Annotated in this window: 21 protein-coding genes, 1 rRNA gene, 1 other RNA gene and 1 riboswitch; of the genes, 9 read left to right on the top strand and 14 right to left on the bottom strand. The window is 47.7% G+C overall.

All coding sequences use genetic code 11. From position 1 onward, the window contains the following. Positions 1 to 230: 230 nt before the first annotated feature. From modA to LUCIF_RS14470, 3 genes are read left to right on the top strand one after another with little or no spacing between them, the layout of a single operon-like run. Entirely contained in the window at positions 231 to 1,028 is a 798-nt protein-coding gene (gene modA, locus LUCIF_RS14480) for a molybdate ABC transporter substrate-binding protein (protein ID WP_122628599.1), read from the top strand. Positions 1,029 to 1,039: 11 nt separating this feature from the next. Beyond that, on the top strand, positions 1,040 to 1,723 hold the full coding sequence (gene modB / locus LUCIF_RS14475; RefSeq protein WP_165866009.1) for a molybdate ABC transporter permease subunit: 684 nt from the start codon (positions 1,040 to 1,042) through the stop codon (positions 1,721 to 1,723). 2 nt (positions 1,724 to 1,725) lie between these two features. Beyond that, positions 1,726 to 2,388, top strand: coding sequence for an ATP-binding cassette domain-containing protein (locus tag LUCIF_RS14470; protein ID WP_122628597.1), 663 nt, complete (start codon positions 1,726 to 1,728; stop codon positions 2,386 to 2,388). Between the two features lie 34 nt (positions 2,389 to 2,422). Here LUCIF_RS14470 and LUCIF_RS14465 read toward each other — a convergent pair whose 3' ends face one another. The 4 genes from LUCIF_RS14465 to LUCIF_RS14450 form a co-directional block, all read right to left on the bottom strand. Then, positions 2,423 to 3,691: a Ger(x)C family spore germination protein gene (locus LUCIF_RS14465; protein WP_122628596.1), complete on the bottom strand. Its 1,269-nt coding sequence runs from the start codon at positions 3,689 to 3,691 to the stop codon at positions 2,423 to 2,425. Continuing rightward, on the bottom strand, positions 3,670 to 4,776 hold the full coding sequence (locus LUCIF_RS14460; protein WP_122628595.1) for a GerAB/ArcD/ProY family transporter: 1,107 nt from the start codon (positions 4,774 to 4,776) through the stop codon (positions 3,670 to 3,672). The genes LUCIF_RS14465 and LUCIF_RS14460 overlap by 22 nt, the downstream gene beginning before the upstream one ends. After that, complete coding sequence (locus LUCIF_RS14455; RefSeq protein ID WP_122628594.1) at positions 4,766 to 6,652, bottom strand: spore germination protein; 1,887 nt, start codon at positions 6,650 to 6,652, stop codon at positions 4,766 to 4,768. The genes LUCIF_RS14460 and LUCIF_RS14455 overlap by 11 nt, the downstream gene beginning before the upstream one ends. 124 nt (positions 6,653 to 6,776) lie before the next feature. Continuing rightward, the gene (locus LUCIF_RS14450) at positions 6,777 to 7,325 is read right to left on the bottom strand and encodes a gamma carbonic anhydrase family protein (RefSeq protein ID WP_207857719.1); all 549 of its coding nucleotides are present in this window, start codon (positions 7,323 to 7,325) and stop codon (positions 6,777 to 6,779) included. A gap of 260 nt (positions 7,326 to 7,585) precedes the next feature. On the opposite strand from LUCIF_RS14450, the gene LUCIF_RS14445 reads away from it, so the two are divergent. After that, positions 7,586 to 8,569 (top strand): Gfo/Idh/MocA family protein, encoded by a 984-nt coding sequence (locus tag LUCIF_RS14445; protein WP_207857717.1) that lies wholly within the window; start codon positions 7,586 to 7,588, stop codon positions 8,567 to 8,569. Between the two features lie 125 nt (positions 8,570 to 8,694). On the opposite strand, the gene LUCIF_RS14440 is transcribed toward LUCIF_RS14445, so the two are convergent. The 6 genes from LUCIF_RS14440 to rnpB all read right to left on the bottom strand — a co-directional run bounded on the left by LUCIF_RS14440 (position 8,695) and on the right by rnpB (position 14,977). Continuing rightward, positions 8,695 to 9,609, bottom strand: coding sequence for an LCP family protein (locus LUCIF_RS14440; RefSeq protein WP_122628593.1), 915 nt, complete (start codon positions 9,607 to 9,609; stop codon positions 8,695 to 8,697). Between the two features lie 193 nt (positions 9,610 to 9,802). After that, the gene (locus LUCIF_RS14435) at positions 9,803 to 10,624 is read right to left on the bottom strand and encodes an RMD1 family protein (protein WP_122628592.1); all 822 of its coding nucleotides are present in this window, start codon (positions 10,622 to 10,624) and stop codon (positions 9,803 to 9,805) included. Between the two features lie 83 nt (positions 10,625 to 10,707). Beyond that, positions 10,708 to 11,571, bottom strand: coding sequence for a Cof-type HAD-IIB family hydrolase (locus LUCIF_RS14430; protein WP_122628591.1), 864 nt, complete (start codon positions 11,569 to 11,571; stop codon positions 10,708 to 10,710). Positions 11,572 to 11,589: 18 nt separating this feature from the next. Continuing rightward, positions 11,590 to 12,351, bottom strand: a complete 762-nt coding sequence (locus LUCIF_RS14425) for a DeoR/GlpR family DNA-binding transcription regulator (protein ID WP_122628590.1) — start codon at positions 12,349 to 12,351, stop codon at positions 11,590 to 11,592. A gap of 383 nt (positions 12,352 to 12,734) precedes the next feature. Then, positions 12,735 to 14,456, bottom strand: a complete 1,722-nt coding sequence (locus tag LUCIF_RS14420; protein ID WP_122628589.1) for a methyl-accepting chemotaxis protein — start codon at positions 14,454 to 14,456, stop codon at positions 12,735 to 12,737. 200 nt (positions 14,457 to 14,656) lie between these two features. Further along, positions 14,657 to 14,977, bottom strand: an RNA gene (gene rnpB / locus LUCIF_RS14415) — RNase P RNA component class B. Positions 14,978 to 15,143: 166 nt separating this feature from the next. On the opposite strand from rnpB, the gene LUCIF_RS26110 reads away from it, so the two are divergent. Continuing rightward, a complete protein-coding gene (locus tag LUCIF_RS26110) occupies positions 15,144 to 15,308 on the top strand; it encodes a hypothetical protein (protein WP_165866008.1) in 165 nt (54 codons plus the stop codon). 6 nt (positions 15,309 to 15,314) lie between these two features. Here the strand turns inward: LUCIF_RS26110 and LUCIF_RS14410 are convergent, their stop codons facing one another. Beyond that, entirely contained in the window at positions 15,315 to 16,184 is an 870-nt protein-coding gene (locus LUCIF_RS14410; RefSeq protein ID WP_122628588.1) for a LysR family transcriptional regulator, read from the bottom strand. Positions 16,185 to 16,316: 132 nt separating this feature from the next. On the opposite strand from LUCIF_RS14410, the gene LUCIF_RS14405 reads away from it, so the two are divergent. Both LUCIF_RS14405 and LUCIF_RS14400 read left to right on the top strand, forming a co-directional pair. Next, positions 16,317 to 17,495, top strand: a complete 1,179-nt coding sequence (locus tag LUCIF_RS14405) for an NAD(P)-dependent malic enzyme (RefSeq protein WP_122628587.1) — start codon at positions 16,317 to 16,319, stop codon at positions 17,493 to 17,495. A gap of 270 nt (positions 17,496 to 17,765) precedes the next feature. Then, positions 17,766 to 17,993: a hypothetical protein gene (locus tag LUCIF_RS14400; RefSeq protein WP_122628586.1), complete on the top strand. Its 228-nt coding sequence runs from the start codon at positions 17,766 to 17,768 to the stop codon at positions 17,991 to 17,993. Positions 17,994 to 18,061: 68 nt separating this feature from the next. Here the strand turns inward: LUCIF_RS14400 and LUCIF_RS14395 are convergent, their stop codons facing one another. The 3 genes from LUCIF_RS14395 to LUCIF_RS14385 all read right to left on the bottom strand — a co-directional run bounded on the left by LUCIF_RS14395 (position 18,062) and on the right by LUCIF_RS14385 (position 21,557). Continuing rightward, positions 18,062 to 20,140 (bottom strand): HD domain-containing phosphohydrolase, encoded by a 2,079-nt coding sequence (locus LUCIF_RS14395; protein ID WP_122628585.1) that lies wholly within the window; start codon positions 20,138 to 20,140, stop codon positions 18,062 to 18,064. Between the two features lie 155 nt (positions 20,141 to 20,295). Further along, positions 20,296 to 21,036, bottom strand: coding sequence for an AIR synthase related protein (locus tag LUCIF_RS14390; RefSeq protein ID WP_122628584.1), 741 nt, complete (start codon positions 21,034 to 21,036; stop codon positions 20,296 to 20,298). A 2-nt stretch (positions 21,037 to 21,038) separates the two neighbouring features. Then, on the bottom strand, positions 21,039 to 21,557 hold the full coding sequence (locus LUCIF_RS14385) for an ECF transporter S component (protein ID WP_122628583.1): 519 nt from the start codon (positions 21,555 to 21,557) through the stop codon (positions 21,039 to 21,041). A gap of 102 nt (positions 21,558 to 21,659) precedes the next feature. Then, a riboswitch (cobalamin riboswitch) is annotated at positions 21,660 to 21,854 on the bottom strand. 249 nt (positions 21,855 to 22,103) lie between these two features. Here LUCIF_RS14385 and LUCIF_RS14380 point away from each other — a divergent pair. Next, positions 22,104 to 22,832 carry a 3D domain-containing protein gene (locus LUCIF_RS14380; RefSeq protein ID WP_243638733.1) on the top strand — a complete coding sequence of 243 codons (729 nt, stop codon included), beginning with the start codon at positions 22,104 to 22,106 and terminating at the stop codon, positions 22,830 to 22,832. Positions 22,833 to 23,384: 552 nt separating this feature from the next. Continuing rightward, a 16S ribosomal RNA gene (locus LUCIF_RS14375) occupies positions 23,385 to 23,647 on the top strand; the annotation flags it as partial.

The raw sequence follows: 23,647 nt of genomic DNA, 5'->3' as shown, positions 1-23,647 counted from the left end.
ATATTATAATAACACCATAATGGTTTTGTTAGTTTATGTTAGGTTTGTTTAAGAAGCTTGTTATTAGGATATTATAGCCTTCTATTTTAGCGGAGGAGGTACAATGTCGTATCAACTAATGTAGTTTTTGTTGAGCTATATTTAGTTGATTTTTTATTTTTGGAGGTGGTAACTTAGGAATCCAAGGGTGTTTACATAAATTAAAAACAAAACGCTGAGGAGGATGAATCATGAAGAAATGGCTCTTATGGATGATAACAAGCCTGATGATCGTACTCATAACGGCCGGCTGCGGCGGAACAAAACAGGAACCGTCTGGACAAGCCGGTCAGCCGGTAGATTTGACTGTGTCGGCAGCCGCCAGTTTAAAGGATGTTTTGGCGGAAATCGGGAAAAACTATCAGGCCAAGCACCCCAATGTAAAGTTATCTTTTAATCTTGGTTCTTCCGGGGCATTGCAGCAGCAAATTGAACAAGGCGCTCCTGCCGATTTATTTATTTCCGCCGCACCCAAGCAGATGGATGAGTTACAGAAGAAAAATTTAATTGACCGGGAATCCCGCCGCAATTTAGTTGAAAACAAACTGGTGCTGATTGTTCCCAGTGATTCTAAAAGCACACTTACGTCCTATAATGACTTAACTAACGATACCGTCAAAAAAATCAGTATTGGGGAACCCGGCGCCGTACCGGCCGGTCAATATGCCGAACAAGTACTGCAAAAGCTGAATATTTGGCAGAAAGTACAGGATAAACTCGTGTTTGCCAAAGATGTGCGCAGTGTTTTGGCCTATGTGGAAACGGAGAATGTGGATGCCGGTATAGTATATAAGACCGATGCAGCGATTAGCAAGAAAGTAAAGATTGTGGCGGCTGCGCCGGACGGGACGCATAAGCCGATTATTTATCCGGCTGCAGTTGTGGCAGGCAGCAAACAAAAACAGGCGGCTCAGGATTTTTTGACTTATCTGGCCAGTGCGGAGGCTGCGACAGTATTTGAAAAATATGGATTTACAATGAGCAAATAAGGGGCAAAATTATGGAATGGCAGCCGGTGATTTTATCATTAAAAGTAGCCTTTACTTCTCTGGGATTGGTTTTTGTTGCCGGTACGGCTGCCGCCGTGCTGATGCGCAAGGCGCATTTTCCCGGCAAAGCGGCCCTGGAGGCCTTCTTTACGCTTCCATTGGTGTTACCGCCGGTTGTCACGGGGTTTTTGCTGTTGCTGCTCATTGGCAAACAGGGGCCGGTAGGCCGGATATTAGACCAGGTCTGGGGGATACAGCTTATTTTTACGCCCTATGCCGCGGTGCTGGCGGGAGCGGTCGTTGCTTTTCCGCTAATGTATCAAAGTGTAAAAGCCGCTTTTCAGAGTATTGATACTACGCTGGAGGACGCAGCCCGCACCCTGGGTTCGGGTGAATGGCGAATTTTTTGGACCGTGACCATGCCGCTCGCCAAACATGGTTTGCTGGCCGGTCTGGTTTTGGCATTTTCCCGGGCCCTTGGTGAATTTGGTGCTACCATAATGGTTGCGGGCAATATTCCCGGCAAGACAGAAACAATTCCCCTGGCAATCTATTTTGCTGCCGAAAGCAATGATTTGAATCAGGCTGGATTTTATGTGCTGATTATCAGCGCGCTCAGTTTTCTGTTGATATTCGGACTTAACCTGTGGAACAAATGGCGGGGAAATGAATCGCTGACACGGGAGATGTTTTGACTATGTTGACGGTACAGATCAAAAAAAAGCTGCCGGATTTTATTCTAAATGTTGAATTTACGGTAGGGCGGGAAGTTTTGGTGCTGTTTGGCCCGTCCGGCAGTGGCAAAACCACCATACTGCGGTGCATCGCCGGTCTGGCCAATCCCGATGAAGGCCGGGTGGCTTTGGACGAGAGAACCTACTATTCATCCCGGGACAGGATCCGGATTTCACCTCAGGACAGGCAGATAGGATATATGTTTCAGGAGTTCGCATTATTTCCGCATATGAGTGTACGGAAAAATATCTGGTACGGCGTGAAGGAAACTAACGAGCAAGCGACTCTTCTATACCAGCGGCTGTTAGAAATTTTAAAGATTGAATCATTGCCTTCCCGTTATATTCATGGTTTGTCGGGGGGGGAAAAACAACGGGTGGCTTTGGCCCGGGCGTTGATGACCAAACCAAGGATCCTGCTACTGGATGAACCCATGTCCGCCCTTGATTATGCCAATCGCCGGGAATTGCAGCAAGAGCTAAAACGAATTCATGATTTATGGGGTATCCCTTTTATTTTGGTGACCCATGATCCGCAGGAAGCCCGCAATTTAGGTGACCACATTGTTTATTTGGAACGGGGCTGCCAGGTTTCGTCCTGCGCGGCGACGGCAGCCGCGCCCTGAGCCATGGACCGGAAGACCGCGATAGCGGTCTTTCTTATTGTATGTTGCTGAAAGCGTCAAAAGGTTTGGTTTGCCACATCAAGCCGAAGCGTCGCAAGGTGGTTTTTACGGTAACGTGGATTTGGGCGCGGGGGTAAAGGGCGTTCCAGTGGGAGGCGCGGAACTCGGCATAAGTCTGGTACTGCGACCGGGTATAACGGCCGAAATCGAATACGTCCGCTTGCAGTTTCTGGGTATGATGGAGCATGTTTGCCATTTGTTCTTGAAACAAAGCAGAGATGTGTTCTTCCAGTATGGAGGTATATGGGGACGACTCGTAATTAATTCCGCTGGTAATACTGGATACTTCCCCTTCCAGCAAGAGGTCGATATGAATAACAGGAATGCCGTTTTGGAAAGTTACCCGAATGTCCGGTTTTTTTCCGTTGCGTAAATTAATATTAATTGTATAGCTGGGGGCAAGCGGGTCGCTAATAGTAATAAAACCGCTGCGGTATTCATCTTTTAGAATCGACAGCATGCGAGTTTCATCACTGGTAAGAACACCAACCATCCGGGTGCCGTCAAAAACCGCCGTTCCCAGAACCATGGCCGGCGTATCGCCTTCTTTAGGGACATTGCCGGCAATATATTGTTGGCCTTTTTCCGGCGGCGGCTTGGGAACGCTGGGGATTCCCACGTCCGTTAGGGGTGGGTTAATGGCGGCGTAGGCGGCATAAGGGGCGCCGGAGCCGCTTTTCAGGCTGCGATAGAACTCGTGCAGGCGGGTCGGCAGGAGATAGCCGCTTTCTCCCGCTTCCAGCATAAGGCTTTCAATCCACCGGGACGGTAAAGCTTCAATTTGGGAGTGATTCTTTAGGAGAAAATCCTTAGCTTTCTCCCGGGTAATAATAATATACATAGAACCGCGAAATTCCCGGTACCGCAGCAAGGGGCCAATTACTTCCTGCAGGCCTCGCCGGGCAAGCTGTTCGCTGATTACAAAGGATTTGTTATGCGACAAAAGGACGGAACGGGATAAGGAGGCTTCCAGCAGATTGCGCGCTTCGGCCAGGGAGGGGGCGGTAACTGAAATGATTTCTGAGGTTTTGCCACCGCTACTAGCACTGCTTTCACTGCTGCCGGCTAAAGCCCGCGGTGAAGCCAGCCGGTAGCTGACTTCAAGCATCCCGTTATCCGCGGCATCAATGCCGATGGCAATAATATAACTGACTTCGTCGGTTTCCTTGGAACCGTTGCAGCCGCTTAAGACCGGCGAAAGGAGCACGAGAAAAAGCAGGATCAGGACTCGCGGCAAGAGCATTTTGAAGGGTCCTTTCTTTTTAGTAGGGCAGCCAAAAATAAAAGCGGGGGAATCACGAGCAGACCGACGTTAAACAGAGATTGGGAGTACTTGTCTAATAATAGAACGGTACTGACACTGCGCGGCAGGGAGGCCAACTGGATGGAAATAAGGACCGTTGGCACAATAAGAGGGCGGATGGTATTCAGTTTGGCCAGACGGGCGAAAAGGTAGAGTGTAATATATAAGTCAATCGCAATTGCCAATAGACCAATAATTACCCAGAGCAGGATAAATAAAGCTTCAATGCGTTGAACATAGCGGCTTAAGTAAACCAGACGGGACATTTCGTAGAAAGGCAAGGTGCGTTCCGCCCCCATGGCGACACCAAAAGCCATAATGAAACAGGCAATGGACAAGGCGCGGAGAATATTACCGAGAACAAGGACCAGCAGGGCGGCTTGGTTGCGGGTTCGGGCCGTCTGGAAAGAAGGGGCGAAAATAATCAGGAGAAGGACTCCCAGGTCCAGACCGGTTAAGGAAAAGCTATTTTTAAGGGTAAGGCCAAGTCCGTTACCCAGCCAGGGAGCGAGAAAGTGATAATCATAGAAGGGAATCAGCAATAGCAGCAGGAATACCAGGGCCAGAATGCTGATGGGCATAACAATGTAAGCGGCCCGGCCCATGGCTTCAATGCCCAGATAAACCATGATGCCTGTACAGAGACCATACCAGCCTACAATTATATAATAGTTGGCGTAGGGCAAAGCCGTGATTAAGGTATTTTCGGCAAACTGGCGCAGCAGCCAGATGGCATCGACGAAAAAAGCAGCTAGGTAGAATAGTCCGATAACGAAAGCTGCCGGCTTTCCTAGAAGCAGGCCAGCCGTTCTAATCAAGTCGCCACCGGTTTTTTGTTGGGCGTAGGAAAGCAGCCAAAACGAAACTAGGGCGGCAAATCCGGCAATGAGTGGGGATGCCCAGGCAGCGGAGGCCATGCTGTTAATGGATTCAGAAGGAGTAGTCAGGAAAATGCGGGTACCGGTGGTCATGAAGACTAAACCGAGACCTTCCGTCACCCCCATGGCGCCGGGTTCAAATTTCATGTTTATCTTCCTCCTCGGCAGGTTTCTGCTTCAGCCATTTTTTACTTAATGGGGGCTGACTGGTAGGATCTATAGTATTTAGGGCGTCGGGACGCTCTTCCTGCCGGGAAACGGGGCCGCGGACGACGACATCCAAGCTGGGCTGCGTCTTAGGAGCAATGGGAACCATGTAGGGGACGCCGTAGGATTTGTGCTGGCAAAGAATGACCGTTCCCAACAGCAGACTGGAAGCCAGACCGACCAAACCAAAAATTGCACAGGTAAACAAAACCAAAAAACGGGACAGCCGAAAAATGAGTCCCATGCGGTATTCGGGAATAATGGAGGAGGCCAGACCGGTAATGGCGACGATGATTACGATAATGGGGCTGACGATGTGGGCGCTTACGGCGGCCTGTCCCAAAATAATGGCGCCGACGATACCGATGGTTGATCCCAGCATACCGGGAATGCGCAACCCGGCTTCCCGTATAAGCTCAAATGCCAGCTCCATCATTAAGACCTCAAACAAGGCCGGGAAAGGAACATTTTCCCGGGTTGCGGCGATAGCCAAGACTAGTTCGGTGGGGATGGCCTCCTGGTGAAAATAAGTAATAGCGATGAAAAAACCGGGCAGAATGAGAGAGAGCAGAGCGCCGAAATAACGCAGCAGCCGGAGAAAGGTTGCTCCTACAGGATTAATACTAAAATCTTCCGCCGAATGGAAGAAGGTAAAAAAAGATACCGGCAGCACATGGGCGAACGGACTGCCTTCCACCAGAAAAGCCAGGCGTCCTTCGGCCAGATGCGTTGTCACCCGGTCCGGACGTTCGGTGGACAGGGTTTGGGGAAAGGGAACCAAAGATTTATCGTGGATAAATTGTTCCAGCACACCGGAATCGTCCAAATAATCGGTTTGGACATTTTTAATACGGCGTTTGACTTCCTCCACCAACTGCGGATTGGCGACAGACTTTAAATACATTACGGCGCAGCTTACACGGCTTCTGGCGCCGACTTTAATGATGTCGGTAACCAGGTCGCTGGAGCGCAGCATGGTCCGGATGAGTCCCGTATTGGTCCGGAAGTTTTCGCTGAACGAGGCTTGAGAGCCCCGTACGGTTTGTTCTGTAAGAGGACGGTCAATGTTGCGGTGTTCCCAGCCTTTGGTGTTGATCAGCAGGGCTTTGCCGGTTCCGTCAATAAAAAGTGCCGTATCGCCGCCGTTAATGCCATCCTGGACGCTTTCAAACTCGGTAGCCGGCTTTACTTGGTTATTGGGCAGCAACCGGTCCATAATCAGGTGAACCATATCGGCGGGATCCGCTTTCCTGGCTGTATTGCTGAATAACATCAGTGGCTGCAGTATGCCGAGACTTTGGGTCTTATTGTCAACTAAACCATCAATAAAGACCATCATGGCCTTCAAAGGCGGATCGGTGCCGATGGAAAAATGCCGTAGAACGACGTCTTTATTATCCGGCAATTGATATAATTCCCGGATAATGCGGCTGTTTTCCTCCAGGCTGGCACTGACACTTAACGCATCTTTCCGCGGCAAACCTTGCGTGTAGGCAGCAAGAACGGGCTCTAGTTCTTCTTTTTGTTTTTCCAGCGACAGGCAAGCTGATTTTAGGGCTTTAAGCCGGGAGGCCCATTCGTCAGATTGTAAAACTGTTTCGGTTTGTTCCAGCAATTGCTGCAGGCGGTAGGCATACCGGAGAAGCGCCTCCAGTTGGTCCAGGGTATTGGCAACCGGCCTTGAAGAAGGCACTTTATTAGGGGGAGAGGGTTCGGCTGTCTCATGCAGAACGAACGGAGCGGGAATATCGGGTGGCGCATAGGTCAATAAAGTATGGAAAGAATCCATTATTTTAGTGAATAAAGTTTCCGGCATAGAAATCCCCCGATATCAATTATTTCTATATGGATTTTTTACCGTTTAAGCTCAGCCTATACGTAAAATGAGAAAAGACCGGGCGAAAAAGCCCGGTCTTACTTACAGTAACAGAAAGTATAATTTATACAATTTTTTCTCCATGATACTCTTCACCGCCGGCATCCGGGAGAAACCCGTAGCGTTGGGTCCACAGTGTTTTATACTTTACAGCTTGCGCGTGAATTTTAGGCAATTCATCGGGAATTGCCTTAATGATCTTAGCCGGCACACCGACAACGAGAGAGTGAGGCGGGATAAGCTGATTTTCTTTTACTACGGCTCCGGCGGCGACAATACTGCCGGAGCCGATGACTGCTCCGGTCAAAATGACGGCGCCCATGCCGATCAGGCAGTGGTCTTCGACGGTGCAGCCATGCAGAACGCAATTGTGGCCGACAGTTACATAGTCACCGATTATAGCGGGGGCATCATCGGCCACATGAACGACACTATTATCCTGTATATTGCTGTAGCAGCCAATTTCGATGCGATTGACGTCACCGCGAACAACGGAATTAAACCAAATACTGCTATATTCCTTCAGTGTTACCCGGCCGATTATTTTTGCGCCGTCGGCGATATAAGATTTGTTATGCCGGTCCGGTTTCGTGCCTTCAAATTCCATAATCATTGCAGAATCGCCTACTTTCTTGTGGATGTTTATTTCTGCTTTATTGTACTACGCCGGAGCAAGAAAATACAAGATTATAGCGCTAACCTTCACATATTGCATTTAATATTAAAGTGCTTATTCCGGTCCATGCAGTCCATTCCCTCATTCATAAAAAGATGATGCAATAATGGGGAGGAAATTAAGTCGGGAGAGGGAACCCGTCAGCAGGGCAGAATTATATAGAATCAAGCAACATAAATTAATATGAGGTGATTTGCTTGGAGAAGATTAGATGGGGAATTATGGGGCCGGGAACGATTGCCCATAGTTTTGCTAAGGGACTGTTAGCGTTGCCGGACGCACAAATTGCGGCCGTTGCTTCCCGCTCTCACAGCCGGGCGGCTGATTTCGCCGGCCAATATGGCATTGGCCGGGCCTATGGCAGTTATGAGGAATTGGCAAGAGATCCGGATGTGGACATTGTTTATGTGGCAACGCCGCACCCGATGCATAAAGGATGTGCTTTTTTGTGCCTGCAGGCGGGCAAGGCTGTATTGTGCGAGAAATCTTTTACCGTGAATGCCACGGATGCGGCGGGACTCATCGCTTACGCCCGCCAAAGCGGGTTGTTTTTGATGGAGGCCATGTGGACCCGTTTTTTACCGGCTGTCGAAAAAGTGCGCCAATGGCTGGCAGAGGGGATAATTGGCGAAGTCCGGCAAGTAAAGGCGGATTTCGGTTTCCTTTTTGACGGGCATCCGGCACACCGGCTGTTAAATCCGGAATTGGGTGGCGGGGCTTTATTGGACGTGGGGATCTATCCTGTCTCGTTTGCTTCCATGATATTCGGTACACAGCCTTCATCGATTACCTCGTTGGCTGATATCGGCCTAACTGGCGTGGATGAACAATTTGCGGCTTTATTTGGTTATGAAGGCGGCAAGTTGGCCATGCTTTCCGGGGCGGTGCGTACAGATACGCCGCAAGACGCCTGGATTCTGGGGACGAAGGGGTCTGTCTTTATCCCCGATTTCTGGCATGCCAAAGCGTTAGTTCTTACCTTGCAAGGCCGGGCGCCGGAAAAATATGAACTGCCCTTTGAAGCTACAGGTTATAATTATGAAGCGGCTGAAGCCATGCGTTGCCTGCGGGAAGGCCGGACGGAAAGTGCGGTTATGCCGCTGGATGAAACATTAACCATCATGAAAACCATGGATGTTATAAGAAAACAATGGGGTCTACGCTATCCTTGCGAGGACTAAGAAGATTGAGTCAGGATCTTATGTATGCGACCTAAGGAAAAAGCCCAAAGAGCCGCTTAATTTAGCGAATACTCTTTGGGCTTTTGGTTTCTTGAAATCAAACAGGGTAAAACTCTGAGAGACGTTCATTTTAATATGCTTTCCGCCAATGTACGCGTTTTTTCCAAATCCGGCAACCAGTAACTCAGGTCGTGAATTGTGGCAAATTGACCGGGAACGGTTTCCGTATGCAGAGAGTCTGCCGACATATCCTTGGCTATACCGGCGAGCTTGAGCCAGGTAAACAGGCTCATATCGGTGTGGACATATTTGTTAATGGTCTGCACCAGGGAAGGAAGCTTAAAAATGGTTCTGGTTTGCAGCAATTGGTCCAGCAGGGCCTGCAAAAATTCTTGCTGCCGTTTTACGCGGCCAATATCACCCAGCGCATCGTGACGGAAACGCACATATTCACCGGCTTTTTCCCCATCCAGATGCTGGTATCCTTTCGCTAAATGAATATTTAAATTTTCATAGGGGTCTTCGTAATTCATGGGGTGGTTAACCGTCAGGTCGACTCCGCCCAGAATGTCGACAACTTTGATAAAAGCCTGCCAGTCCATAACTACATAATACCGGACCGGCGTCTGCAAGAATTGAGAAACCGTACGCATGGCCAGTTCCGGGCCGCCAAAAAAATAGGCATTATTGATTTTTTCATAGCCTTTATAACCGGGAATATGGACCCGGGTATCCCGGGGAATCGATAAGAGGTTGATTGTTTTGGTTTGAGGGTCAATACTGGCTACAATCATGGTATCTGAACGCCGGGGGTTGGCCGGTTTGCCGGGGTCCCCGTCATCCAGGCCCATTAATAAGATGTTAATGCGATTTTCGGATATGGCAGCTGGCGGGACTCCCGAAATGGACAGCGCCGGAGCGACAGCCGGTTCGATTGGGAAAAAGTAGTTTTGAAGATATAGTGTTACGCCGGTTGACGCGGCGAAAAGCATAATAAACAACATCACCAGCAGAAGGGGTCCCCTGTATTTTCTGGACATAAGGATACCCTCCTTTTCTTTCTTTAATTGTAGAACAAAAGAGCCTGGCTGAGTCCCAGGGGATTCAGGACAGACTTGCTAAAGACAGAACTAAAATGGATATTTATCTACACTATAATAACAAATCGGATTTTTTCTGGCAATGTAAGTTTTTGGCAAACTTAAAACTACCGGGATATGGCGTTGCTATACTTTATTTTAAAATGAAAGTTTGTACTAAAGATAAAATAAGCTCAATGGAGATGAGAATAATAATGGCCCATTCCAGACGGTTGCCTCGCTTGGCATGAGCCAGGCCGCTGAATACCTCCGTAATATCCATAAGAATTTCAGTTTTTTGGCGGATGCTTTCATAACGGTCGGTTAGTTCAAACAGAACCGCCAGTTTGTCAAATAAAGCGCCGGCTGACTCGTTAATCCAGGTAATATACGGTTTATCCAGCAGCATGATATAGGAAATGGTATTAAATTTAAAGCCGAGAATCCGGCCGGACAGTTTGGCCAGTTGTTCGTCGGACAGGGTAAGCTGTCCCTTTTTTAAATAGGTGACAACCGTTTCCACATCATCCAGCAAGGCTTCCAATTCAAACTCGGTTTTTTCCAGCGCCACCGACTTGGCTAAAATCGTGGCAATGACCTCGCCGTGGTATTCTTCCCGGGCTTCTACTATCAGGCAGTCGTTGTTTACTACGGGGGGTTCTGACGGGTTTACCTCTAACTGATAGTCGTCATTAAATTCAAAAGGGTTGGCGTCAGTCACGTTCTTTTCGATTTTTTTTATATATTGAACGACATCCGTAATATCATGATTTTGACAATTGACAAAAACCAGACTGCCAAAATTAAAAATATATACTTGTTTGCCGGTCGAATCTTTAATCAGCCCTTTCAAGGTATCGTCCCGCAACCGGAATGGTTCTTCCCATTTGTATTTCCGGTTCAAACCAAAGTGGCGGGCCAGGCGGTTGAGATTAACTTCACTGCTTACGGCAACGGCTTTAAACTGCCAGTTCATACCAGAACATCCTTCCACAAAACGTATTAAACCCGTTATATATTTTTTACTGGCCCCGTAATTTTAAGTCTGATTCTGGCAAATTAGGCGGGAATCTTTTTACCCAGAATATGATAAATGGCATGGGCCACACCGTGCTCGTCATTGGTGCGGGTGATAAAACTGCAGGATGCTTTAATCGGGTCCTTGGCATTGCCCATGGCTACGCTATAACCTGCTGCTGCCAACATGGACAGATCATTTTCGTTATCTCCTATCGCCACGACTTCGGACAAGGAGATCTGCAGGGAGTCTGCCAGGACTTTTACGCCATATCCTTTGGAGGCATTGCGGTGGATGATTTCAAAGTTATGGTCAAGTGAGGAAACGACCGTTAACCGGGTTTGGTTTTTAAACCGTTCTGAACCTGCTCTTAGTTTTTCAGCATCCGTCGTAAAGGCGAATACTTTGTAATAGTCCATTTCCTGCTCCCAGATTAGTGCGGCTGAGGCGACCGGAATCAGGGGGCGGTCCGGACTTTTTAGCCCTCCTTTGTAGTCTTCGGCATATAAAACAGGATTTGTGGCGGCAAGGCGGCTAATTTCTTCGTCCAGCCAGGTAATGCCTTTTTGTACCGTGTACAAGCCATTTTCAGACGTTACCTCAAAATAATAGTGATGCTCCTCCAGCCAGGCGAGGATTTCTTTCACATCCTGCCGGGCCAAGGTAACGGCCGCAAGGAGGATGCCCTGGCGGGAATGAACGGATGCCCCGTTGGAAGTAATAATATGGGCATTGAGACCGGTTTGGCGGCAGAATTCACTGGCTTCCCGGTAAGACCGGCCGGTGGCGATGGCGATCTCAATTCCTGCTTTCTGGGCATGGTTTATAGCTTGACGGTTTTGCGGGGAAACTTCACCCCGGCTATTTAACAAGGTGCCGTCCAGATCAATGGCAATGAGTCTCATCGTGTTGCTTCGCTCCTTTCACTTTTGGGGAAAGAGGACATGGATTTGATTTTTCCGGCATAAAGCGGCGTAGGGCTCGGATGGCGGCTGATCCGTGACAATGAGGTCGATGTCCGCTAAGTCGGCGTATTTGAAATAGCCGTTACGGCCGAATTTGGAATGGTCGGCCAAAACGATGACCTGTTCGGCCTGCTCAATCATCTTTCTTACTACATGACCGTCTTCTTCGGACCCGCTTGTCAATCCCTTGCCGGTAATCCCCACCACCCCGATAAAAACTTTATTCACAAAGTAGTGGGAAAGTGTGGATAACACCTGCGGCCCATAGAGAAAATGATGTTCATTATCCAGACGGCCGCCGAGCAAGTGAATTTCCCTATCCGGTTTGTGGGCTAAAAGAGCCGCTTGGTGGACGGAGTTGGTAATTATGGTGCAGTGCTCCGCCGTGAGGTAATCTGCACAGGCCTGAACCGTGGTGGATGCATCGAGAATCAATTTGTCGCCGTTTTGAATTAGTGAAGCCGCCAGCTTGCCGATAATTCTCTTTTCATTTTGGCTATAATGAAGCCGGTCCTGGTAATTTTTAATTTCCCGCTGCATGGTAGACAGTAAAGCGCCGCCATGAGTGCGGATAATTTGCTGCCGTTCTTCCAATTTCACCAAATCTCTGCGGGCTGTATCCCGGGAAACGGCATAGAGCTGACAGATATCGTCCACGTGGATTCGTTTATTTTCTTGCAAATAGGTCAAGATTTTTTGCAGCCGTTCTTCCTGATACAAGAGACACTCCCCTTCCTAGTGGTCTGTAAACCCTAATTCTATAGTGTTCTTACGAGAAGTTTTCCGCCCTGCTTTGTTGTCGTCGGCTTACATATTCCCGATATGCGCCCCTCCTCCGCCTCACAGGACGAAAAACCTCTCGCAATTCATCCTGTTGCTTTAGAGTTTACAGACCACTAGGGTTTATAAATTCATTATAAGTTTTTGTAATTGGCTACGCAAGTGAATGTAAGTTGTTTTAAGTGTTTTAATTAGTGTGAAAGCAATTCCGTCCATAAAAAAACAAGTCATCACCAAAGTGCTGACTTGTTTTTTCAATTTGGGATGCTTTCTTGTGGGATCAGAAAGTATATCCTTGGGGAGGCCGAAAAAGGGAACTGACTTTATAAATGAAACTGCCGGATGGCTGATTGGAGGTGCTCTGCCAAATTGGTCAAGTTCCGGCTGGAGGTGGCAATTTGCTCCATAGCGGCCGACTGTTCTTGTGTTGAAGCCGATACAACCTGCGTTTCGTCGGCGGTTTCCCGGCAAATGGTTTCTACGTTTTGCATGGAGGCGGCAATTTGCTGGTGGCCGGCGACAACTTGTTGGAACTCCTGGGAAATTTCCTGAAGCTGCCGGGCAATTTCTTCGATAAGAGCTGCAATTTCATTAAACGAAATTCCGGCCTGGTCGACCACTTCTTTACCGACGTTTGCTTCATGAGTTCCCTTGCTCATAGCGGTAACCGCCTTTTCCGTATCGGTCTGAATCTCATGAATCAAGTCGGCAATCTGTTTGGCGGCATTCTGGCTTTGTTCGGCTAATTTGCGGACTTCCTCGGCCACTACGGCAAAGCCGCGGCCTTGTTCACCGGCCCGGGCGGCTTCAATAGCAGCATTTAAGGCTAAAAGATCTGTCTGGCCGGCAATGTTGGCAATGGTGTCGACAATGGTCCCGATTTCTTTGGACCGGTCCCCAAGCTGGGTAACAACGTTAGCCGAATCGTTTACGACAGTTTGAATGTGTTGCATTTGTTTCACAGCGGTGTCAACCGAGCTCTGACCATTGGATGCCAACGAGGCCGTTTTGTTAGATAGCCCTTCCACCTGCTGTGTATTAACCGCGATTCGTTCCATACTCTGAGTAATCTGATTGATGATATGACTGGCGGAGTCGACGGCCCGCAGTTGTTTTTCACTGCCGGCAGCCACATCCGTAATGGAAGAGGCCACCTGATTGGCGGCTTTAGCGGATTGACCGGCACCGGCTGTCAGTTCTTCCGCGGAAGCCGCTACCTGGTCGGAAGAATCGGCAACCTGCCGGATTAGCGATCGCAGGCTCTTAGTCATACTATTCAGGTCACGACCGATCTGGCCGATCTCATCATTAGCCCGGATATGTAGCTCCGGGGGATTTATATTCCCGCGGGCAATTTCGGTCAGCATATTGGCTACTAAGGAAAGCCGTTTCGCTGTAAAACGGGAGAATGCAATACCTAAAGATAAGGACAGTAAAATAGCGATAAGAGAAACTACAATGAGAAAACGGGCGGCGTTGGCTGCGTCGGTCTTGCCCTGCCGCCGGGCGGCTTCCGCCTGTTGGGCATTGAGGTCGGCTAGCTGACTTAGCATTTTATTTAACCGGTCTAAGTGCGGTTTGGCATCGAAAACGAAGTAAATATAGGCATCTTCTTTTTTACCTGCCTCAGCCAGGCCCAGAGCCTTTTGGCGTTCTTCTTTATATGTTTTTAATTCAATTTCAAAGCGGGGAATAATATCCTGCTCCTGCAGACTCAGCCGGGATTGTTTATAATTATTGAAGGCAGCATCAGCCTTGCTCATATAGTCTTTACTGTCGGCAAGGTCACTCTTTTTTCTGGTTGTGTCCAAATTAGCGGGATTGAGCACACTGATAGTCAGAGCCTCGACTGTCCGGGTGTAGACTCGTGTCTCGTTGAGCCACTTTACAGCAAGTAGATTATTTGTATATAAGTGGTCCATACTGAGGCTCATTTTAGCAGTGTAATAGTAACCGGCAAAACCCACTGCACCAAGGAAAATAGCCATAATGAGGATTAAACCGACAATTTTATGGCCCATTTTCAGGTTGCGGAATAGCTGCATCGATGCTTACCTCCCTATAAGATTTTTGTAATAATTAAGAAAAATTCGACATGTTTTTTGGATAACCTTCTATTTGTTGTCAATTTAAATACAGCGGCGGCAGCATTTTAAAGTCGGTCACACGCAAACAGCGGTACTTAATAGTACCGCTGTTTGCGTGTAAGCTTTTATTTTAGAAATACAAGCCCAGGTTTATCAACTACCGTAAGCCAGTTTTTGTTTTATGGAGTCATCTATCTAGTATCATAAGATACTCCTCTCCGCCGTTCTGATTCCATAAGAGAGGTTCCCCTACCATAATTTGGGTTTCTGCCGTGCGGGGTTTACCCTTGCACCGTCCTGTCGCCAGGACGTATTGTTTCTGTGGCACTTTCAGGCTACTTTTGACTGCGAGAGCCAATTTTGCCGCCGTCAGGCCTGCGGCCTGCCCTCTCTTGCGAAAGGCACACACACTACAACCGTCACAGGTTGTGGCAGTCTGGACTTTCCTCAGCGGAATTCCGCCGCGACTCCTCGTAGATTGATAAATAGGCTTAGCAAAAAAGCAAAAACTGCAGCCGTTTTCCCGACTGGAGTTATAATTATAGCAGGCAATGGTTCGCTACGCAATGGAAGGTATTGTATATTCGGCCGAATGGCCGGGAAGACTCAGAATAAAAGAATAGGAGAAGGCAGAAGGGAGAAAAAATGATTGATTTTATTTACATCCTACTCGGATTTATGGGGGCGATTAAGGCGTATTCGTACGCTCGCTGGTTGCGGCAAAACGGCAATACAGGGGGAGCGGCCGGCGTTTTTTTTGTCGGTTTGATCAGTTTGGTACTACCTGTATACCGTATGCTAAGGCAATAAGTAAGGCTACGCCGTGCTTACGATATAATCGAGGAGGGTCTTGGCGGCGTTAGAAAGATAATAGTCTTTTTTCCATACCAGTCCAATGCTGATATAGAGCGGATTTTCCAGGGAACGGCACTGGATGCGGTTATCCTGACGGGCAATTTCATCAAGCAGAAAGGAGATGCCCGAACCTTTGGCCACTAGAGCTTTGATGGTTTCAATCTGGCTGGAAGAGAGGACGACATGAGGGTTGATAGCATGCTTTTCAAATTCCTCCAGGATAAGCTGACGGTGGTAAGCGTTTTCTTTTAAAAGAATAACGGGATAGTCCGCGACCTGACAAAAGGGAACGCGTTCCAGCTGGCATAAAGGGTGGTCCGGCGGCAGGCAGAGAAGAATTTCTCCTTTGCGCAGCGGAATCGTTGTCAGAACCGGTGATGGCTGGGAAAAAATAATAATCCCCAAATCCAGTTCACCCTTTTCTAATAAGTGCTCGATGGATAAAGAGCCTTCTTCGATAATGAACAGGTCAATCTGTGGATAGCGCTTTTTAAAACCGGAGAATATATCAGGAAACAGGAAAAAACCAATCATTGGGGGAACGCCGAGCCGGATGGAGCCTTTTTGTAATTCACGGTAATCCTGCATTTCCTGTACGGCAGCCTCCAGACGGCGAAGGACATCTTCGGTCCGGGCAAGAAAGACTGTTCCCTCGGGAGTGAGAATAAATTGTTTCCGGCGCCGTTCAAAAAGCTGTATGCCCAGTTCTTCTTCCAGTTTTCTGATAGCTACGGTAACAGACGGCTGGGCAACATGCATTTGTTCCGCCGCCCGGGTCATATTGCCTAAACGGCCGGCCAGACGGAAATATTCAAGTTGTCGTAATTCCATAAGTGGACACCTCACGATAGATTAAAACTATTATAACATAAAAAATAAGTATTTGTTATCTATGATAAAGAAGAATACAATAAAAATAAAGCAAAACAAAGCGAATGCGGAAATGTATGGGAGGGTTTCGTTGTGAATGTTTACGAAAAGTCACTTGCACTGCATGAACAGGCCAAAGGGAAGCTGGCGGTAATCGGCAAGGTTCCTTTTGCCGGTCAGGACGATTTAAGTTTGGTATATAGTCCGGGTGTGGCGGAACCCTGCCGGCGGATTGCTGCCAATCCGGATAATGCCTACCGTTATACGGCCAAAGGTAACTTGATTGCCGTTGTTTCCGACGGTTCCGCCGTTTTAGGATTGGGCAATATTGGCCCTAAGGCGGCTATTCCGGTTATGGAAGGAAAAGCACTATTGTTTAAATCACTTGCCGGTATTGATGCCATTCCGCTATGCCTGGATACGCAGAGTACGGAGGAATTGATAAAAACTATAAAATATCTTTCCCCCTGTTTCGGCGGTATTAATTTGGAAGATATCGCAGCGCCCCGCTGCTTTGAAATTGAGACGCGGCTAAAAAAAGAACTGGATATTCCTGTCTTTCATGATGACCAGCATGGTACGGCGGTTTGTGTATTAGCCGGTCTTATCAATGCGCATAAAGTAGTAGGCAAGAATTTGACGGAAAGTAATATAGTAATAAACGGCGCCGGCGCAGCCGGGATTGCCATAGCCCGTTTGCTGGCGGCATTTGGCGCAAAGAAAATTTTAATGGTAGATAAAAAGGGCATTGTTAACAGGCAAAACCCGGCTACTATTCTGCATGATGGTCACGCCGCCGCGGCTGAATTTACCAACCCCGAGGAACGGGATGGAACCCTGGCGGAAGCGATGACCGGCGCCGATGTTTTTGTGGGAGTTTCAGCACCGGGTATTCTGACCCGTGATATGGTAAGGACTATGAACGAGAAAGCAATTGTCTTTGCTTTAGCTAACCCCACGCCGGAAATTTTCCCGGATGAGGCCTTAGCAGGAGGCGCGGCTGTCGTAGGGACGGGACGGTCCGATTTTCCCAACATGATTAACAATGTGCTTGCCTTTCCGGGTATTATGAAGGGAGCAATGTCCGTCCGGGCGGCAGATATTAATGAACGTATGTGTATGGCGGCCGCAATGGCTTTAGCCGGTTGCGTACCGGCGATACAACTTGACGCTAACCACATTTTTCCTGCGCCTCTTGATACAAACGTCCCGGCGGCAGTGGCCGCGGCAGTGGCTGTTGCTGCCAAGGATTCAGGCCTGGCCCGTCAATAATAAATAGCTGTCAACGGATTAATACGGTTTAGGTTATGGACTATTCTAAAATACTGTTTAACTGAATCATAACGAGCCTGCTTAAAAAGCGCATCAATCCCACTTTTCGCAGTCCTCTGTCACTCGACAATCATTGCGAAATGTGGGACCTAACGTTGTTGCGGCTGCGCTCTCTCACTCAACATACGCCTCGTTCGAATGCTCGCCGCGCCTAGTATCTGCATCTTTTTAAGCAGGCTCATAACAAGAAGTAAGGCGGGAGGCTTGAAAATGGAATATGAAAAAGTCGCTGTCCTGGAGAACGCATTTGAGGCACAGGTTTTGGATTCCATACTGAACGAACAGGGAATTCCGCATTATTTAAAATGTTATCATGACGCCGCTTATGATGGCATCTTTCAGCAGATAAAAGGGTGGGGAGCAGTATATGCTCCCGCGGAGGCCCAAGAAAGTATTTTGGAAATTCTTCGCGAACTGAGGGAAGATGAAAAGGAATGATCCGGCTGGACACGCTAAAACCGAAGCGGTATAGATATATAAAAGGACCAACCTTATGGGTGGTCCTTTTATATATTGAGCAGGGATACAAAACGTGTTACAAGCTGGGGGTCAAACTGGGTGCCGGCGCCGCGTTTTAAATTCTCTATTGCTTCTTCCCGCGACATGGCCGGACGGTATGGTCTGTTGCTGGTCATGGCGTCATAAGCATCTACAATGGCCAAAATCCGGCATTCCTGCGGAATATCTTCTCCGGCCAGCCCCAGTGGATAACCGCTGCCGTCCCAACACTCATGGTGTTTTAATATCCAATCGGCAATCGGAAGAAGATCGGTGGACGACCGGGCAATGCGGTAGCCGATTTCCGAGTGGCGCCACATAATTTTTCGTTCCTCTTCCGTCAAGGCTTCGGGCTTGGATAAGATATGATCGGGAATTCCGACTTTGCCGATATCATGAAATTGAGCCAGCAAACGGATATCATCCACTTTCCGTTCCGACAGACCCAGACGGCGAGCCAGGGAAGAAGCTAAATCCTCCATCCGCTGGGTATGTCCATCCGCGATAAAATCCCGTGTTTCAAGCATCTTCATGACCGTCTGAATAACAAGGCTACGGTTTCGCTGGGAGCGGAGCAATTTTTCTCTATACATATGATTGTCGGCTTCCTGAAAGAGTTCGCGAACAGATGGGCAACTGCCGGTCCGCACCGCGTAGCCCAGGGAGAGACTGAGAGGAATCCCGTTATGATTTTTATTATATTGAGCCATTTTATGCCGGATAGACCGGCAGATATTCTCAGCGGCGGGTTCATCCGCACCCGGTAGTAAAATAGCGATTTCGTCACCACCGATACGGGCGGCAACATATTGTTCCGGCAGCGACTTCCGGATAATTTCGGCGGCTGCAATCAGCATCCGGTCACCGGCGGCGTGCCCTAACGTGTCGTTCATCAGTTTGAGTCCGTCTACGTCACAGACGATGATACTCAGGGGCGCTATGTTGTTGTTTAGCCGGTCCAGCTTTTTTTCAAAATAGGTACGGTTGTACAGACCGGTTAAATTGTCGTGCAAACTAAGAAAACGCAGTTGTTCTTCCGCTTGCTTCCGTTCAATAGCCATGCCAATTTGGTTGGAAACAAAATTTAAGATGTCGGCTTCATATTGAGTGTAGCGGACTCCCTCCGTGTAGGTCTGTACCGATAATACGCCGATAACCTTGTTAGCTGCTGTTTTAAGAGGGACGCCCAGCCAGTCAATGGCCGTCGCGCCGGATGGTTCAATTTCTCCTTTTTCAATAAGTTCTTGATAAAGAGAGGGTGAAATAATCACTGCTTTTCCCATCCGGATAACATACTCTGTGCGGCCTTTGCCCCATTTACGCGGTACCGGATTGGGGTCATGTTCGTCTACGTAGTAAGTAAAACGAATTGTTTTCGTTGCTTCATCATAAAGGGCAATAAAAAAGTTTTTGGCTGGAATGAGTTCGCCGATGATTTTGTGCACTGAATGGTATAATTCTTCCAGGTTGGAGGACGAACTAGTGGTTTCGGATATGCGGTACAAGGCGGATTGAAGTTTTTCCGCCGTTTTCCGCTCCGTGATTTCCTTTTGGGCCTGCCGGTATAGGAGGGTATTATCATAGGCAATTGAGGCCAGGGCGGAAAATTGTTTAACATTTTCTAAGTCCTCGGGCTGAAACACCCGGTTTTTTTCCGTATGCCAAAGACTAATAAAGCCAATAACCTTGCCGTTGCTTTTTAAAGGAAAGCATAGAACGGCTTCCGCCTCACCAACTAATAAGGAAGACCGGGATACCCACTCTTGATACCGGTTGTGAAAAAAGATATCACCCTGCTGCCAGAGCGAAGGTGTCAAGTTTTGATCTACTATAATCCGCATTCCCTGCAAATGGCGGGCCCTGCCGACGGCTACCACAATCTCTCCATGCTGACCGTCATCAGTCAGCAAAAAGGCATAACCCGAAGCAGTTCTTACCAATTGAACCGCCCTGAGGACGATATTCTCCAAAACGTCATAATAGTTGCACCGATTTATAATATTCAGCGACGTGTCGTGAATGAACGCCAGAAACTCGTTATGAAAATTAATAGCTGAGACTGTTTCTTCCTGTCGAGAATCTGCCATTGTTGTTCGCTCCTTGGCCGGTAGTTTGCTGGTTCAGAGACGCGTCTGGAAAGGGTGCGATTATTATGTATATTCGGGACTTTATACAGTTCTCCTGCCAAGGATGCATATTATTAGGTCGTAAAAAGACCCGCCGGCATAATGGGGCGGTTTTCTCACTTGCTCAATCTTCCGATTACTTCCATATTACCGGCAAAGTTTATCATGGGCCAAGCATCGGGTTTGACGGCAGCTAACACAACCGTACTTGGGCCGGCGGACCGATGGATGTCTACGTCTACAGCATCGTTTAAAATTAGCTTTAACGAATTGTTCCAGGCTAATTGATACACTTCGTATAAGATTCCTTTCGAACCGACAGGAACCAACTCGTAGATTTCTTCCTGCTTAAGCAGTTCTTGGATTAAAGGATAATCGACCATTGACGTTTTTGGGCTGTCTACAATTTCCTGTCCCAACATCGGTCGGCCAAGAGCAAGCACCAGGGCAGCATCTTTTACCGAATTTACTTTAAGTTTTGCCTTATCGGCAATGCCGATGGCTGTAATGCCGAGACCGGTGGAAAAGGAAGGAAAGTTCTCTTCGGTACTCCCTGTCAATGCGACGCTGTCGATGCCGGCATCCTTCAATTCGGCTTTAATGCCGCGGATAATTTCCCTTCCCGTAGGTTCCATTTCGTTGCAAATAGTGTTAGTCAGACCAATTACCTTGGCGCCGGCGCATAAAACTTCTAAAATAGCAACCCTTGCCGTGTATTGCCCGGTAATAAACGGGGGCACCTTCAAGACATCATGCTCTTTTAGGCCGATACTGCCACAACTGTCGCAGGCAATCACTATTGTTCTTTTTCGGTCTAAATCTATGAAGGTTAGGTCGCGTATTTTTTTGATTCGCATAGTCAGTTTTTAACCTTACAATTATTTTTAACTGCAGCCGGCAACGAATGGTAGATAACAAAGGCTAAAATAATATTGAGCGCAGCTGCACCCGAGAGCACCGGCAAATAGGCGGTCAGCCCCGCCGTACCTAAGACAGGCACTAATAGCGGTGCCAAAAGCAGTATCGCAACGGGGCCGTTTAACAGAACCCCTGCTATGCCGGCCAGCACCATTCCCTTTAGAGAAATGGTGTTACAAGGGGTAATTTTATTATAAAGAATGCCAAAGACAGCCATCGTAACAGCCATATCAATCATGACAAGCAGATGGACCGGTATTGACAAGGGAAATCCCGATAATAAAGCAGTGAAAAAATGTCCCGCCGCTCCAATAAAAGCACCGTAGATTGGCCCTAATAGCAAGGTTCCTAAAAATCCGGGCATGGAATCAAACGCAATCGTTCCCATTATTTTCAGATTGGCACCGACAAAACTTAATGCAATGAACAGAGCACAAAGAGTCATTGTTTTCGTTTTCATAACGATCCTCCTACCTAATAAAAAATACCCAGCCTAAAAAAGGCTAGGTTTTACTAATAATATAGTTCCTATCCTTCCGGCATAACCCCTGGCGCGGGAGCGCTATGTCAGTACAAACAGGCAGGTCTCCTGGCTGCGGATCATTACTTTCTCTGAGCCTTCCCGTTATCCGGTGGCAGTTGGCAGAGTCGGTTTCCCGCTTACAGTGGCGCGACCGCGCCGGTTAAAGATAACAATATCTTTCCGGCTTCCCTATTCTCCCCTTGACTAAGAGGCACCTGTTTGGTGGCATTTGATTATTCTTTTACGGCCAAAATTCTAGAGAGAGGAAGCTTTCTCCTGCTGCAGACCCAAACTGCGCAAGTTCTTTAAATATTTAATTGAAAAAATACTATGGTTTCCACTTTTCGTAGGCCTCTGTCATTCGACAATCCGTTAGTCCTGCTGTTTAAAAGGCGAAAATTACCTGAATACATTTTGATCTTTCCATGGTAAAGTTAAAGTAGATAAAATTATATCTCTTTATTATGTTAAGGAGTGTGATTCATGCTTAGCAAGAAATACGCAATCGTCGCTTTCCTGGTTTTCAGTGTCGTTTCTTATCGCCCTGCCACCGCTCATGCCAGTTTTTTTCTTTTCAATATTATTCAAGGCATTTTTAGCGGTGGTCACCAAAGAGCTGCTCAGAATCAACACCCGGCTACGATTGTTTATGGAATGCGGGGCAAGGACATTTTTACCATACAGCAGTATTTGATAAAAGCAAAGTATCTTGCCGGTATGCCTGACGGCAAGTATGGTTATCAGACGCTGCGGGCGGTTATACAATTTCAAAGAGACTCCGGGTTACCCGTTAATGGTGTTATTGATGAAAAGACAAGGACCGCTTTGAAAAATTTCCGGGGAACAAGACCTAAAGCTGTTCCGGTTGTGCCTCATAATAAACCTACATATTCCCGTCCTCGAAATAATAATGAGAACCCCTCCTACCTTTATACAATTCCGGTGATTGCAACGGCTTACACTGCCAACGATGAAGGCTGCACAGGTATAACTTATAGTGGACATAGACTCAGGAGGGGGTTGGTTGCGGTAGACCCGGATGTAATTCCTTTAGGAACCCGGCTTTATGTTCCCGGCTATGGTGTCGCCGTAGCAGATGATATTGGCGGCGCAATTCAAGGCAACCGAATTGATCTGGCAATGGATTCACTGAAGGAAGCTTTTGGCTGGGGAAGACGGCAGGTTACAGTATATGTTTTATCAAAAGCGTAATTTGATTTTATGGCCTAATCAATAATCAATTCTTTAAATTATTGAAAACATTTATTTTAGCTGGGTGGGTTTCGGCCCGCCTTTTCTTTATGGAACCAGAAAGTATAGCTTTCTGGTTATAGCAGCAATGCTAACAGCATATTTCCTATAATTTAGCATTTGACATAACGTTTTATCTGTGTTACTCTATAATAAGTCGCCTCACTTCACGGTAATAATTTCCGCAGAATGGGGTATTGACATAATCATAAAGAAGCATGTAAAATAATAAGTCCGTCGGGAGACGGTGAGCTGTTCCTTGAAAACTAAACAATGTAAGTAGAGACTGCTTAAAAAGATGCAGATACTAGGCGTGGTGAGCATTCGAACGGAGGCGTACTTAGGCGTACGCTGAGTGAGAACGCGCAGTCGCAACGACGTAAATGTGCTTTTTAAACAGACTCGTAAGGTGAAAAGCCAGATGTGCGGACAGGTATTACGAGAGTAATACCGTCAAAAAACAACCAAGAATTCTTTAATTCATAAAGAGCCATCAAGGTTCTTCAATAAACATTATTGGAGAGTTTGATCCTGGCTCAGGACGAACGCTGGCGGCGTGCCTAACACATGCAAGTCGAACGGAGGTTTCAGCAATGGAACTTTAGTGGCGAACGGGTGAGTAACGCGTAGACAACCTGCCTTTTAGTTGGGGACAACACCTCGAAAGGGGTGCTAATACCGAATGAGCAGTCCGTGCCGCATGGCAAGGACAGGAAAGACGGCCTCTGAACATGCTGTCGCTAAAAGAAGGGTCTGCGTCTGATTAGCTGGTTGGT

Source organism: Allolucifera butyrica, from assembly GCF_900476375.1.
Taxonomy (GTDB): domain Bacteria; phylum Bacillota; class Negativicutes; order Sporomusales; family UPPP01; genus Lucifera; species Lucifera butyrica.
The sequence above is the reverse complement of the archived record's forward strand: the minus strand, read 5'-3'. Positions and strand labels throughout refer to the sequence as shown.

Excerpts from the sequence above, each read along its gene's own strand:
- LUCIF_RS14430 (WP_122628591.1), bottom strand. The coding sequence starts at position 11,571 with ATGAGACTCATTGCCATTGATCTGGACGGCACCTTGTTAAATAGCCGG.
- LUCIF_RS14455 (WP_122628594.1), bottom strand. The coding sequence starts at position 6,652 with ATGCCGGAAACTTTATTCACTAAAATAATGGATTCTTTCCATACTTTA.
- modB (WP_165866009.1), top strand. The coding sequence starts at position 1,040 with ATGGAATGGCAGCCGGTGATTTTATCATTAAAAGTAGCCTTTACTTCT.
- modA (WP_122628599.1), top strand. The coding sequence starts at position 231 with ATGAAGAAATGGCTCTTATGGATGATAACAAGCCTGATGATCGTACTC.
- LUCIF_RS14420 (WP_122628589.1), bottom strand. The coding sequence starts at position 14,456 with ATGCAGCTATTCCGCAACCTGAAAATGGGCCATAAAATTGTCGGTTTA.
- LUCIF_RS14435 (WP_122628592.1), bottom strand. The coding sequence starts at position 10,624 with ATGAACTGGCAGTTTAAAGCCGTTGCCGTAAGCAGTGAAGTTAATCTC.
- LUCIF_RS14390 (WP_122628584.1), bottom strand. The coding sequence starts at position 21,036 with ATGCGAATCAAAAAAATACGCGACCTAACCTTCATAGATTTAGACCGA.
- LUCIF_RS14385 (WP_122628583.1), bottom strand. The coding sequence starts at position 21,557 with ATGAAAACGAAAACAATGACTCTTTGTGCTCTGTTCATTGCATTAAGT.
- LUCIF_RS26110 (WP_165866008.1), top strand. The coding sequence starts at position 15,144 with ATGATTGATTTTATTTACATCCTACTCGGATTTATGGGGGCGATTAAG.
- LUCIF_RS14470 (WP_122628597.1), top strand. The coding sequence starts at position 1,726 with ATGTTGACGGTACAGATCAAAAAAAAGCTGCCGGATTTTATTCTAAAT.
- LUCIF_RS14380 (WP_243638733.1), top strand. The coding sequence starts at position 22,104 with ATGCTTAGCAAGAAATACGCAATCGTCGCTTTCCTGGTTTTCAGTGTC.
- LUCIF_RS14460 (WP_122628595.1), bottom strand. The coding sequence starts at position 4,776 with ATGAAATTTGAACCCGGCGCCATGGGGGTGACGGAAGGTCTCGGTTTA.
- LUCIF_RS14465 (WP_122628596.1), bottom strand. The coding sequence starts at position 3,691 with ATGCTCTTGCCGCGAGTCCTGATCCTGCTTTTTCTCGTGCTCCTTTCG.
- LUCIF_RS14450 (WP_207857719.1), bottom strand. The coding sequence starts at position 7,325 with ATGATTATGGAATTTGAAGGCACGAAACCGGACCGGCATAACAAATCT.
- LUCIF_RS14440 (WP_122628593.1), bottom strand. The coding sequence starts at position 9,609 with ATGTCCAGAAAATACAGGGGACCCCTTCTGCTGGTGATGTTGTTTATT.
- LUCIF_RS14410 (WP_122628588.1), bottom strand. The coding sequence starts at position 16,184 with ATGGAATTACGACAACTTGAATATTTCCGTCTGGCCGGCCGTTTAGGC.
- LUCIF_RS14400 (WP_122628586.1), top strand. The coding sequence starts at position 17,766 with ATGGAATATGAAAAAGTCGCTGTCCTGGAGAACGCATTTGAGGCACAG.
- LUCIF_RS14395 (WP_122628585.1), bottom strand. The coding sequence starts at position 20,140 with ATGGCAGATTCTCGACAGGAAGAAACAGTCTCAGCTATTAATTTTCAT.